The sequence below is a fragment of the Bacillus luti genome (genome assembly GCF_009739945.1).
GTDB lineage: Bacteria > Bacillota > Bacilli > Bacillales > Bacillaceae_G > Bacillus_A > Bacillus_A luti.
Genome location: NZ_CP040336.1, coordinates 4,931,608 through 4,944,307, shown reverse-complemented (window position 1 = coordinate 4,944,307; position 12,700 = coordinate 4,931,608). Strand labels below are relative to the sequence as shown.

Here is a 12,700-nt window from a genome sequence, read left to right as displayed (position 1 = left end):
AAGGAGGGGACGTTATGAAGAAACTTATTTTAATTTCAAGCTTAGCACTTACAGTTGGTCTAGGAGTAGGGTGTAGTAATGAGAAAACGACAAAAACTGATGAACCGAAGAAAGAATCAGTTCAGAAAGAAAAGGAAGTAGCAGCAAAGGATGTTTTCAAGAAAGCGAATGATGCTTTTAAAAATGAAGAAAATGTAACGATGACATATGATGTGGGGATAAAAGCTGAAGGAACAGAGATGAATGTAATGAAGGCGAAAATGCAATTAGAGCCGAAGAAAAAGAATTCTCGTTCTGAAATGAATGTGTCTGGTACAGATATTGTAGTTTATACGGTGGATGGCAAAGTTGCTGGTCAGGTGAAAAATCCTAATACAGGAGAAGTTATATCTGTACCGGAGGAGCAATTAAATGCGGGCGGAATGAAAGCAACGCAAGATATTGTAGATAATTTAGAAGTGCCAGCAGTAGTTTTAGATAAAATGAAGATGGAGAAAAGCGGAGATAAATATAAACTGAAATTCACATTAAAAGGACAAGAAACAGAAAGTATGTTAACTAGCATGGATGAAACGCAGAAGAAAATGTTACAAGCACAAAACGCAAAGATAGCAGAAGTGGATGCAGAATATATTATTACAAAAGACTTTAAATATGAATCAGCAAAGATAGATATGGTTATGAGTAGTAATGGTGAGGATAAAGCACACATTATTACGGATGCAAAATTCACATCGTATGAGAAATTTGATCCAATACAGCTGCCAGCAGCAAAGTAAAGACTTGTAAGAGAGGTACCTGAAAGAAAGGGTATCTCTTTTTGTTGCCAATAAGGAGAGTGCCATTTGAAAAAAAGAAAGATAGTAGTTGTCGTTATAGCGTATACGGTGTTGTTAACAGCATCTATACATACGTATAAAAAACAGCTCAATCATCCTACTATGAGTGATGTAGGTAAATTACTTCCGACAAAAATAAAACGTGTTGAAAGTGCTACAGAGGAGCAGTCGTTAATAAATTTAGTGCGAGATGCAAAAGTTTCAGGAGAGAAGATCTCTATTGCAGGTATGCAACATAGCCAAGGCGGACAGACGTATTATCCGAACGGTACGATGCTTGATATGAAAGGATATAATGAAATATTAGAGTTTGATCCAGAGAAAAAGAGGATTAGGGTACAAAGCGGTGTTACATGGAATGATATTCAAAAGAAAATAAATCCATATGGTCTTGCGGTTCAGGTGATGCAGTCGCAAAATATTTTTACGGTTGGAGGTTCATTAAGTGTTAATGTACATGGTCGTGATATTCGTCATGAAGCATTGATTGATACAGTTGAATCATTTCGACTATTAATGGCAGATGGTACTGTACGCAATGTAAGTAGAGAAGAGAATGCGGAATTATTTCCTTATGTCATTGGCGGTTACGGGTTATTTGGTGTCATTTTAGATGTGACCTTGAAGTTAACAGATGATGAATTATATGAAATGCATACGAAAATGCTAGATTATAAAGAATACACGTCTTATTTCAAAGAGAAAGTGAAAAAAGATGAAAATGTTCGTATGCACTTAGCTCGTATTTCTGTTGCTCCAAATTCATTTTTAAAAGAAATGTATGTGACAGATTATGTATTGGCAGAAAGTCAGCAGAGGCTGGAAGAATACAGTGAGTTAAAAGAAGAAAATATTATAGCTGCACCGAAATTTTTGCTTGGGTTATCACGTTATAGTGAGTGGGGAAAGAATACATTTTGGGATATACAAAGAAGTTATTTTGAACGTACAGACGGACAGTTTGAGACACGAAATAATGTTATGAGATCAGATAGTGCCTTTATGGAATATGAAAATCCGAATCGCACAGAAGTGTTACAAGAATACTTTGTTCCTATAGATTCCTTCACAGAATATATAGATGATTTACGTACCATATTAAGTGAAGAAGAACTGAATTTGCTCAATATTACGATTCGTTACGTGGAAAAGAATGAAAATGCAGTTTTATCCTATGCGAAAGATGATATGTTTGCGTTAGTTCTTTTAATTAATCAAGGGCGCTCTGAAAATGAGATAAAGCAAACAGAAGGTATCATTCGGAAGATGATCGATGTTACTTTAAAATATCACGGTAGTTACTATTTACCGTATTATTCTTATCCAACGAAAGATCAGTTAAAGAAGGCATATCCTCGTATAGAAGAATTTCTTCAGAAGAAAAAGGACATAGATCCAGAAGAGAGATTTGTGAATTTATTTTATAGGGAGTATACGAAATGACATATAGAAGATTTGTAGCCTCACAAAGCATCATTATGATGGCAGGAAGTATGGTATTTCCTTTTTACATTCTACTGCTTCGAAATGTTGGAAATAGTTTCTCGCAGTTTGGATGGGCTTATGGCTTATTTGCTTTAACTGCAGCACTTGTATATCCACTAGTAGGAAAGGTGTCTGATAGAGTAGGAGATAGAAAGTTATTAATCACATACGCTTGGTCCATGGCAATAGTAATGCTTTGTTTTCCTATTGCGAGTGAAGTTTGGCATGTATATATTCTTCAAATTGTGATGGGGGTTTTAGGTGCTGTGCAGCGTAATACAGAAAAAACGTCACTAGCACGAAAGGTTGCACAGGAAAAGGCTGGTTATGAGATTGGAAAATACCATGTGTGGACATCGATTGGTGGGGCATTAGCGATTATTGCAACGGGATATTTAGTAGATTTCTTTACGATTGGTACGATTTTTTACATTGCATCTATCTTATATGTAGTGAGTGGCGTTGTATTAAGTAGTAAAAAAATATAATCATTCCCATTTTTACCTGATTAACCTTTATTTGTTATACTGAAAGGGAAAATAAAAGAAAAGGGGACATTGCCTTTGATGAAATTTTTAGTTTTAGCTATTCTCACTTTGTTTTTGATTCCATGGACACGAAGCGGTAGTAATAAACTTCGAGCGGTGGATAAGAAAGGGGATGAGAAGGTTGTAAAGGGTAAGAAATCATCCATTTTAGTTATCCCTATTTTATTTTGGATAGGTATAGCAATCTATGAATATCTTTGGTTAATTGATGATCGAGTAGATTCGATTCTTACTCATTATTCTGTTGCAGTAGCAATTTTAATTGGGCTTGTTTTATTTTCACAAGATAAGATAGGGAAATTAGAAGGCACGTTAAAAGGACTTCTAATGTTTATTTTACTAGCAAGTTACGGCTATTTTGGTTATTTGCATGATATAGTAATCACGCAAACGAAATATGATTCGGTTGTTAAGATAGAGAAAGAGATTTCGGAGCCATTTACTGAAAATGATCAGCCGTTTACAGTACCGCCAAAGACAGCGGAGAATAAGATGAAAAAAGTATTTGGGGATATTCCGAAAGTAGCTTATTTTGAGCTAGGAGAATTAACGCCACAAATGGTAAATGGTGAGGCTTTATATGTAGCGCCGATTGAAGTTTCAGGATTTTTTAAAGCGCGTAAAGCTGAAACAATCCCAGGGTACGTAACGATGTCAGGTACGAATCCTGATGCTGAAGCGAAACTGCACCTTGGTTATAAAATGAAATATGTGCCAAGCATGTTCTTCGGTAATAATTTAGAGCGTGTTGTAAGGCAAGCGGAACCGAATTTAATCTTTAAAGGGAAACCTAAATTTGAAGTTGATGATAAAGGGAAACCGTATTATACAATGACGTATGGTGAATTTATTTCAGGAAGATCTGGATTTGAAGTAGAGGGCGTTGTAGTAGTAGACGCACAGACAGGCGAAGTAAAAAGATACGACAAAGGAAAGGCGCCTAAATTTGTTGATGGCGTATTAAATCACGAGACCGCATCTACATTAAATACGTATTTCGGTAAATATATTCACGGATTTTGGAACACGAAATTCTCGCAAACTGATATGAAGATCCCGACTGAGTGGGGAACGAAAGAAGGAGTTACACCAATCTTCGGTAAGGATGGAACATTATATTACTTTACTGATTTCACCTCTCCGAAAGAAGGGGTAGATTCTGCATTAGGTTACTCGCTTATTGATGCGCGTACAGGTAAGTTGTATTACTATAACGGAAAAGAAGTAAAGGGAATTATGGATGGTTCAGCTGCTTCGGAAGTAGTGGATAATTCCTTTAAGAGAGAGAAATGGCATGGAACGATGCCGGTTATTTATAACGTTTACGGTAAACCTTCTTGGATTGTACCTGTTATTGATGACGGCGGATTAGTACGTGCTCATACAGTTATCTATGCTTCTAATGCAAAAATATTTGCAACTGGTTCGACGCAAAAAGAGGCGCTGGAGAATTATAAAAATGCGCTGAGCGGAAGTGGAGATTCATTTAGACCGACTTCAAATGGAAAAGAAGCGCAAAAAGAAGGTATTGTACAACGAGTATATAAAGAAAAATCAGGTGAAAATACGATCGTATACGTACTGTTAGAAAATGAACAAAAAGTATTTATGATACCTGCGAAAAAATTCCCGTATGCTATGTTTACAGAAGTGGGAGATCCAATTCAAATCACATATTTAGATACAGGAGAGGCGATGTCTTCCGTATCTAAATTTACAAATAGTAATTTGAACAAGTAAAGCGATAGAGATTCTATCGCTTTTTTTTTTACAGAATTAAACAGGAAAATGCGCTATACTTGACGTATGTTTATGTTGTAACTATAATTGTTACGATTCAGTATGTATAGGAAAGGGTGAACGGAAAAAGTGAATGGAGTTAATCAGGAAATATATAAGCCTGTAAAGACAAACAGGTTATGGATGATTCTTGTACTAGGGACACTTACGGCGATTGGGCCATTATCTATTGATATGTATTTGCCTTCGTTACCGAAATTAACGGATGACTTGCAAACAGGTGCATCCCTAGCGCAGCTTACATTGACGGCTTGTTTGCTTGGGCTTTCAGTAGGACAATTATTCATCGGTTCAATTAGTGATATTTACGGAAGGCGCAAACCTCTTATTATTGCTCTTATTATTTATGTAGCTTCTTCTTTACTTTGTGCTGTAGCGCCATCTATTTGGAGTTTAGTGCTTTTACGTTTCTTACAAGGTGCTTCAGGGTCTGCCGGTATCGTTATATCACGTGCAATGGTACGTGATATGTACTCAGGTTCTGAAATGACGAAGTTCTTCTCGCTGCTCATGTTAGTAAATGGAGCAGCACCTATTTTGGCGCCGATTATTGGAGGACAATTGTTACAGTTCACAACATGGCGCGGTGTCTTTATCGTTCTTGGAGCAATTAGTGTATTCATGTTAATATCAGCGACGTTCGTATTGCGTGAAACGTTACCTCCTGAAGAAAGAGAGACAGGTGGTTTGTCAGGGACATTGGCAACATACGGAAAGCTTCTGAAAGATCGCTTGTTTATGGGATATGCATTGTCACAGGGATTAGTAACGGCGGCAATGTTTGCGTACATTTCGGGCTCACCATTTGTGTTACAGAACATATACGGAGCATCACCACAGCAATTTAGTTTATTCTTTGCAATCAACGGCATCGGTATTATTATTGCTAGTCAGGTAACGGGTCGTTTAGCGGGGAAAGTGAATGAGAAGACATTATTTGTTGCCGGTATTATTATTGCAGCTGTTGGTGGTTTATCTTTACTACTGACAATCTTATTAGGAATAGGATTAATTGGTGTGTTATGCTCGTTATTCCTCGTTGTATCAAGTGTTGGGGTTGTATCAACAACTGGTTTCTCTTTAGCGATGAGAAATCAAAAACAAGCAGCAGGAACAGCATCGGCTTTATTAGGTTTATTACAGTTCATTTCAGGAGCACTTGTAGCGCCGCTAGTAGGTATTGGTGGAAGTGATACAGCATTGCCGATGGGAGTTGTGATAGCTCTTTGTGAAATTGGTGCTGTGCTATGTTATTTATTTATGGCAAGAAGAAGTGAAAAGCAGTTTGAACTGCAACAAAAACAAAATGTAGAAGCTTAATAAAAAGAGCTGATTCAAAGGGAATATTTGAATCAGCTCTTTTTTAATTTTTTTGAAATAACTCTTATCTATGTGTAAGTTGATAGAGTAAAGTGATGCAAAAGTTATTTGCATAAAGTGACGATACTGTGACAAAAATGTTGGTATATATATTACGATATCGTCTTAAGTGTAAAAAGTAGGATGTTCTCGGTATAATAACAAGTGGAGATAAAAGAAACTATAATGAGTAATAGCTGTAGATAAAAGGAGAATTAGAGATGAAGAAGGTTTTGGGTATTGCTGTAATGGGAAGTATGATCCTTCTAGCAGGATGTAATGGAAATAAAGATACGAAAGAACCAAAAGAAAAGGTGGAGCAGTCTACTGAACAAACCGAAGAGATGAAAGAATACCGTGCAGTACATGAAAAATACGATTTGAAAATGAATAAAGAAATTAATAAAGCACTGCAGTTATTTGAAGTGGCAAAAGAAAAGGGCGGTAAGGAAATAACGAATGCTACATATAAAGAAGACGTGCAAAAGGTAACAACGAGCATGTTAGAAGATATTGAGAATATACGTAAAGAAATTCATGTTCCAAAATCGAAAGAGGAAGAACATGAGTTATATGTTGGCTTCTTAAAGGAATCGGAACAAGCGATGAAAAAATTACAAAAGTTAGCTAAAGAAGAAGATTCATCATTGATTCGTGATATAGAAATTAACTTTGCAACAGCATCGACATACTATAAACGTTTTCAAACAGAAGCGAAAAAATAACCTTGCGTGTGCAAGGTTATTTTTTCTTCTTGCCATCTCCGTCTTCATCCTCAGATACTAATACTTTCTGTTCTTCATGAAATTCTGAAATAGTTTGTCCAGTAATGTTATCGAAGGGTGTGTAAAAAGAGGTGATACTTTTCTTCTTAATGAAAAGTTTATAAAATCCAATGATAACAAGGATGACGATTGTTAACGGTAATCCTATAGTTGCCAGAAGTATCGGATCCATCGTATAACTCCTTTAATATAATTTCTTTTTATTATAAGTGAAAAACTGCGATTTAGATAAAGGGCTCTATCAAAAACTGATTTTTCTAAATATATCCAATTTGATTGACTTTTCATTTTTTCAGAATTATAATTCGAAATATACAATTTGAACCAAATAATAATATAGCAATTTACTTATCCAGAGAGGTAGAGGGACTGGCCCTATGACACCTCAGCAGCGGGTTCTGTAACAGGAACACCGTGCTAATTCCAGCAAGCAAGTCTTGAAAGATAAGTGATGGGCCTTTGTTTATTAAGCCTTGATCTTATTTTTTAAGATCAAGGCTTTTTGTATTCTAAAAAGAGAAAAGGGAGTAATGGAAAAAGTACATGAATAAAACAAAGTAAATTTATGAGTTTAGGGGGTTATTGGAGTGTATGTTGTTAAAAAACTATCAGTTATGGTATTTACACTATGGATTATTACAACAGTAACATTTTTGATTATGCACATTATTCCGGGGGATCCATTTTCATCAGATGCAAAGATCTTTCCAGCAGAAGTTGTGCAAAATATGAGAGCGAAGTATCACCTGGATGAACCGTTATGGAATCAATATGTTGCGTATTTAGACGGCGTAGTTCATTTTGATTTTGGTGAATCTGTTCAATCAACCGGGCAAGGTGTATCAGAAATTATAACAACTGGCTTTGGTCCATCAGCAATTATTGGTCTACAAGCACTTGTTATTTCGTTGCTAGTCGGAATTGCTGCAGGTACATTTGCTGCTCTCTATCATGGGAGGGTAATTGATTATGGTGTGAGTTTACTTGCCATCCTTGGTATTTCTATTCCGAGTTTTATTTTAGCACCACTATTTATACAAATATTCGCTATTCAATTCGAGCTCTTACCAGTAGCGTCTTGGGGCACATTCGAACATACGGTGTTGCCATCCTTTGCATTAGCGTTAGGGCCAATCGCGGTTATTACAAGGTTTGTTCGTTCTAATATGATCGAAGTACTACAGAGTGATTATATTAAGCTAGCAAGAGCAAAAGGTATACCGATTAAGAAGATTATTATGAGGCATGCCCTTCGAAATGCAATTGTTCCAGTACTTACATTTGTTGGACCGTTAATGGCTGGACTTTTAACAGGGACTTTCATTATTGAAAAGATCTTTGCAATTCCTGGTCTCGGAAAATATTTTGTAGACAGTATTTTTAACAGGGATTATCCGGTGATTATGGGAACGACAATTTTCTATAGTGCATTATTAATTTCTTGTATTTTCATTACAGATATTATTCATCGTATTGTTGATCCGCGTATTCGTTCTATTACGTAAGGAGGGGGGCATATCTAAATGGGAGCTTATGAAATCAATAAACAGTTATTAACGAATGAAGAGAAAAAAGAACTAACGATACATAAAGAGCAGCAAAAGATTAGCCAGAAAAAAGAAGTGTTTCGTAAATTTGTATCAAATCCAATCGCGGTTCTAGGGACGGTAACATTATTGCTCATTATTATTTTCTCTCTTATTGGTGAAAGTTTAACTCCTTTCACTGCAAGTGAACAAATAAAAGAGGCGACAAACTTACCACCTAGTAGTGAGCATTGGTTTGGAACAGATGATTTAGGTAGAGATATTTGGGCGCGTACTTGGGCTGGTGGGAAAATTTCACTAGTAGTTGGATTAGTAGCAGCTGTTCTTGATATAGGACTTGGTGTACTGATCGGAGGATTTAGTGGATATGTGAGAGGGCGTAATCGCCTTGGCACGTTAATTGATGAGTGGATTGTAAGAGGGATTGAAGTATTATACGGTATCCCATATTTATTAATTGTTATTTTACTATTAATCATTATGAAACCAGGACTTTTTACAATCATTATTGCTCTTGCATTAACAGGATGGATTGGTATGGCACGTCTTGTTAGGGCGCAAGTCTTATCTTTAAAGCAAAGAGAATTTGTTATTGCAGCGGAGCGATTAGGCACATCACATATGAAAATTATATACGGACATATCATTCCGAACCTAACTGGCATTATTATCGTGAATTTATCATTCACAATCCCAGCAGCAATTTTCTCGGAATCATTTTTAAGTTTTATCGGACTTGGGGTGCAATCACCGGCAGCGAGCTGGGGGACGATGACAAATGATGCGCTTGGGACATTATTGAGCGGGGAGTGGTGGCAACTATTTTTCCCATCGCTAATGATTGCTCTCATCATGTTCGCATTTAATGCAATTGGTGATGGTTTACAAGATGCAATTGATCCAAAAATCGTAAAACGGAATCGAAAGGAGAAAAAACATGGGACAGCTCTTATCTTTAGAAAACGTAACGTTAGCCGTTGAAAAAGAGAATAGTAAGCAAGCAATTGTTAAGCATGTTTCCTTTTCTATTAGCGAAGGTGAAATAGTTGCACTTGTAGGAGAAAGTGGTTCAGGGAAAAGTGTTACAGCACAATCCATTATCGGATTAAATCAAGAATCTATTCACATTGATGATGGAAATATATCTTTTGAATCAGAGGAATTAACTAATCTACAAGAGTCAGAATGGAATCAAATTCGTGGGAAAGATATTTCTTTTATCTTTCAAGACCCACTTTCATCTTTAAATCCGACGATGAAGGTGGGACGGCAAATTACAGAAGTAATTTTGCAACATGAGAAAAAATCGAAAAGAGAAGCAAAGAAAATAGCGATTAACTTGTTAACAGATTTAGGGATACATGAACCGGAGAAACGCTTTGAACAGTACCCACATCAATTAAGCGGAGGTATGAGGCAACGTATTTGTTTAGCAATTGCATTTGCTTGCCACCCAAAGCTCGTTATTGCGGATGAACCTACGACAGCATTAGATGTAACGATTCAAAAACAAATTATGGAGTTATTAAAGGAAAGAAAGGAAAAGCAAAATACGAGTATTTTATTAATTACTCACGATTTGGCGCTTGTACGTGAAGTAGCGGATCGAGTAGTTGTGATGTACGGGGGACGTGTTGTTGAAAAAGGAACGATACAGGAAGTGATAGGTTCCCCTAAACATCCATACACGAAAAGCTTATTACAAGCAATTCCGAATATGGACGATTCCGAAAAAGTATTACGTGCAATCGAAGGAACGACACCTTCCATTGAAACATTAAATAGCTTTGGTTGTCCTTTTGTAAATCGTTGCCCGGTAGCAATAAAAGAATGTATGCATCGTTTCCCGGAGAGAACAACATATTCTGGGGAGCATAGCTCACATTGCTGGCAGCATATTCTGGAGCATGATAAAGCGAAATCAAAAGAGAAGGTGAATGCCTCATGACGACAGACTTAATTACTGTAGAGCAAGTAAGGAAAACGTATGGAAGTAAAAATAAAGAAATTACAGCGTTAAAAGATATATCACTTTCTATTCCTAAAGGAACAACACTTGGCATTATTGGTGAAAGTGGTTCAGGAAAAACAACACTTGGAAAGCTCATAGCTGGGATCGAGAGTCCAACGTCTGGTGAAATTGATTATAACGGTCAAGTTGTTCACAAGCTGAAGGCAGCTCATAAGCGTGATTTCTTGCAGAAAGTACAGTTTATTTTTCAAGATTCGACAGCTGCATTAAATCCACGCTGGAAAGTACGCGATAGCGTAACAGAAGGCTATATTTCATTTGGACTCGGTGATAAAGGATTGAAGGATAAAGTAGCAGGTGATGCGCTAGAGCGTGTTGGATTAGATAGACGATATATTGATCGCTATCCACATGAATTTAGTGGAGGACAACGCCAACGTATTGCTATTGCAAGAGCGTTATTATGTGAGCCGGAAGTATTGATCCTTGATGAACCAATTTCAGCATTAGATGTTTCACTGCAAATTCAAATTGTGCATTTGCTGCAAAAAATTCAAAAGGAGCAAGGCTATACATATTTATTTATCGCACATGATTTACCGATGGTTCACTATTTATGTGAAAAAGTGGCTGTCCTATATAAAGGAGAACTTGTTGAATTTGGAAATACGGACGAAGTATTCCGTAATCCACAACATTCTTATACAAAAACATTATTAGCATCAACACCAAAAATTTCAGGGTAAAGGGGAATGTAGGATGAAGAAGTTTTTATTATTTGTCATTATGACCGTATTAGCAATTACTTCTGTCGCTTGCGGTAAGAAAGACACTTCAAAAGCAAGTGCTAGTAAAGGAGAGCGTTTCGTAACGAATCTTGGTAGTGATCCTTATACGCTAGATTCAGCAATTTCAACAGATAATAACTCTAATTATGTAATTGAGCACTTATTTGCAACTTTGTATAGACAGACAAGTGATGGGAAATTTGAAAAGGATTTAGTAGAGAAAGAGGAAGCTGGGGCAGATGGAAAAGAGTATACGTTCTATTTGAAAAAAGGATTAAAATGGTCTGATGGTTCCCCATTAACAGCAAAAGATTTTGAATTTGCTTGGAAGAGAATATTAAACCCTAAAACAGGCTCTATGAATGCAACAGAACTATATTTCATTAAAGGTGGAGAAGCATTTAATACAGGGAAAGGTGAAGAAGATGCAGTAGGAATTCAAGCAGTAGATGATGTAACTCTAAAGTTACAATTTGAACACCCAGTGACATCTATTAAAAGAACATTATCCCAGTCGTTATATATTCCGCTGAATAAAAAATCTATTGATGAAAAAGGTAAATTAAAAGTAGATCCAAAAGAATTAATTACAAATGGTCCTTTCACATTGAAAGAATGGAAGCATAATCAAGCGATTATTCTAGAAAAAAACAAAGAGTTCCATGATAAAAAAGTAGCATCAAAAGAAATTGAATTCCGTATTATTCCAGAAGGTAAAACAGCGTATCAATTATACAAATCTGGAGAACTAGATTTATTATCTCACATACCAACTGATTTAGTTGAGAAGGAACAAAACAATAAAGAGTTTAAAAAAATGCAAGACTACTCAACTCATATTTACTCATTTAATTCAGAGAAACCACCATTTACAAATGCTAAAATTCGTAAAGCTTTTGCATTAGCTGTAGATCGTAAATTTATCGTAGAGAAAATATTAAAGAATAATGCAAAAGAAGCATATGGCTTTGTTCCAGAAGGAGCAAAAACAGAAGGTGGCCGCGACTTCCGTAAAGAGAAAGGTGATTATTTTAAATATGATCCTGCAGTAGCTAAGAATCTATTAGAAGAAGGTATGAAGGAAGAAGGATGGGCTACTCTTCCAGAAGTAACAGTAAAATATTCAGATAAGAAGAAAATAGCTGAAACACTTCAAGAAATGTTCAAGAAAAATCTTGGTGTAGATGTGAAAATAGAAGGTAAAGAGTGGAAAAGTTATATTGATATGTACAAACAAAGTGACTTCCAAATTGCATACATGGGATGGGGAGGATCTACATTAGATCCAGCTGCTCAATTAGAAATTTATGCAGGTGATGGACCAAATAACTATGCGAAATGGTTTAACAAAGACTTCGATAATTTAATTAATCAAGCAAAATTAGAACAAGATGAAAATAAACGCTTTGATTTATTACATCAAGCAGAAGATATTATGTTTACAGAATATCCTTTAATCCCACTTGTATTCCCAACAGACTCTTATTTACAAAAGTCATCTGTATCTGGATTAGAATACTACGTAGGATCTCAACCAAGCTTACGATATGCTAAGAAATAAAATAAAGAAGTAGGCA

General features: G+C 36.1%; 12 protein-coding genes and 1 riboswitch. Of the genes, 11 read left to right on the top strand and 1 reads right to left on the bottom strand.

Annotated elements, in window-relative coordinates; all coding sequences use genetic code 11:
• Positions 1–14: 14 nt before the first annotated feature.
• From EUC40_RS24890 to EUC40_RS24865, 6 genes are all read left to right on the top strand, one after another.
• A complete protein-coding gene (locus tag EUC40_RS24890) occupies positions 15–779 on the top strand; it encodes a hypothetical protein (RefSeq protein WP_033665394.1) in 765 nt (254 codons plus the stop codon).
• A gap of 66 nt (positions 780–845) precedes the next feature.
• Positions 846–2,282 (top strand): FAD-binding oxidoreductase, encoded by a 1,437-nt coding sequence (locus tag EUC40_RS24885; protein WP_156576843.1) that lies wholly within the window; start codon positions 846–848, stop codon positions 2,280–2,282.
• Positions 2,279–2,812, top strand: a complete 534-nt coding sequence (locus tag EUC40_RS24880; RefSeq protein WP_156576842.1) for an MFS transporter — start codon at positions 2,279–2,281, stop codon at positions 2,810–2,812. The genes EUC40_RS24885 and EUC40_RS24880 overlap by 4 nt, the downstream gene beginning before the upstream one ends.
• A gap of 78 nt (positions 2,813–2,890) precedes the next feature.
• The gene (locus tag EUC40_RS24875) at positions 2,891–4,612 is read left to right on the top strand and encodes a DUF3981 domain-containing protein (RefSeq protein ID WP_000670919.1); all 1,722 of its coding nucleotides are present in this window, start codon (positions 2,891–2,893) and stop codon (positions 4,610–4,612) included.
• 129 nt (positions 4,613–4,741) lie between these two features.
• Positions 4,742–5,992, top strand: coding sequence for a multidrug effflux MFS transporter (locus EUC40_RS24870; RefSeq protein ID WP_084064994.1), 1,251 nt, complete (start codon positions 4,742–4,744; stop codon positions 5,990–5,992).
• Positions 5,993–6,252: 260 nt separating this feature from the next.
• The gene (locus EUC40_RS24865) at positions 6,253–6,756 is read left to right on the top strand and encodes a hypothetical protein (RefSeq protein ID WP_156576841.1); all 504 of its coding nucleotides are present in this window, start codon (positions 6,253–6,255) and stop codon (positions 6,754–6,756) included.
• Positions 6,757–6,772: 16 nt separating this feature from the next.
• Here EUC40_RS24865 and EUC40_RS24860 read toward each other — a convergent pair whose 3' ends face one another.
• Positions 6,773–6,988: a DUF3951 domain-containing protein gene (locus EUC40_RS24860; RefSeq protein ID WP_071712810.1), complete on the bottom strand. Its 216-nt coding sequence runs from the start codon at positions 6,986–6,988 to the stop codon at positions 6,773–6,775.
• Positions 6,989–7,161: 173 nt separating this feature from the next.
• Positions 7,162–7,267: riboswitch (SAM riboswitch) on the top strand.
• A 136-nt stretch (positions 7,268–7,403) separates the two neighbouring features.
• On the opposite strand from EUC40_RS24860, the gene EUC40_RS24855 reads away from it, so the two are divergent.
• From EUC40_RS24855 to EUC40_RS24835, 5 genes are read left to right on the top strand one after another with little or no spacing between them, the layout of a single operon-like run.
• Positions 7,404–8,321: an ABC transporter permease gene (locus tag EUC40_RS24855; RefSeq protein ID WP_156576840.1), complete on the top strand. Its 918-nt coding sequence runs from the start codon at positions 7,404–7,406 to the stop codon at positions 8,319–8,321.
• Positions 8,322–8,339: 18 nt separating this feature from the next.
• Entirely contained in the window at positions 8,340–9,344 is a 1,005-nt protein-coding gene (locus tag EUC40_RS24850; RefSeq protein ID WP_071712808.1) for an ABC transporter permease, read from the top strand.
• Entirely contained in the window at positions 9,301–10,311 is a 1,011-nt protein-coding gene (locus EUC40_RS24845) for an ABC transporter ATP-binding protein (protein ID WP_156576839.1), read from the top strand. Before EUC40_RS24850 ends, EUC40_RS24845 begins: the two co-directional genes overlap by 44 nt.
• Positions 10,308–11,081: an ABC transporter ATP-binding protein gene (locus tag EUC40_RS24840; protein ID WP_071712806.1), complete on the top strand. Its 774-nt coding sequence runs from the start codon at positions 10,308–10,310 to the stop codon at positions 11,079–11,081. Before EUC40_RS24845 ends, EUC40_RS24840 begins: the two co-directional genes overlap by 4 nt.
• A gap of 13 nt (positions 11,082–11,094) precedes the next feature.
• On the top strand, positions 11,095–12,684 hold the full coding sequence (locus tag EUC40_RS24835; RefSeq protein WP_071712805.1) for a peptide ABC transporter substrate-binding protein: 1,590 nt from the start codon (positions 11,095–11,097) through the stop codon (positions 12,682–12,684).
• Positions 12,685–12,700 lie beyond the last annotated feature (16 nt).

Bases quoted from the DNA above. Each gene is read 5' to 3' on its own strand.
- EUC40_RS24865 (WP_156576841.1), top strand. From the start codon at position 6,253: ATGAAGAAGGTTTTGGGTATTGCTGTAATGGGAAGTATGATCCTTCTA.
- EUC40_RS24850 (WP_071712808.1), top strand. From the start codon at position 8,340: ATGGGAGCTTATGAAATCAATAAACAGTTATTAACGAATGAAGAGAAA.
- EUC40_RS24890 (WP_033665394.1), top strand. From the start codon at position 15: ATGAAGAAACTTATTTTAATTTCAAGCTTAGCACTTACAGTTGGTCTA.
- EUC40_RS24875 (WP_000670919.1), top strand. From the start codon at position 2,891: ATGAAATTTTTAGTTTTAGCTATTCTCACTTTGTTTTTGATTCCATGG.
- EUC40_RS24845 (WP_156576839.1), top strand. From the start codon at position 9,301: ATGGGACAGCTCTTATCTTTAGAAAACGTAACGTTAGCCGTTGAAAAA.
- EUC40_RS24840 (WP_071712806.1), top strand. From the start codon at position 10,308: ATGACGACAGACTTAATTACTGTAGAGCAAGTAAGGAAAACGTATGGA.
- EUC40_RS24835 (WP_071712805.1), top strand. From the start codon at position 11,095: ATGAAGAAGTTTTTATTATTTGTCATTATGACCGTATTAGCAATTACT.
- EUC40_RS24860 (WP_071712810.1), bottom strand. From the start codon at position 6,988: ATGGATCCGATACTTCTGGCAACTATAGGATTACCGTTAACAATCGTC.
- EUC40_RS24880 (WP_156576842.1), top strand. From the start codon at position 2,279: ATGACATATAGAAGATTTGTAGCCTCACAAAGCATCATTATGATGGCA.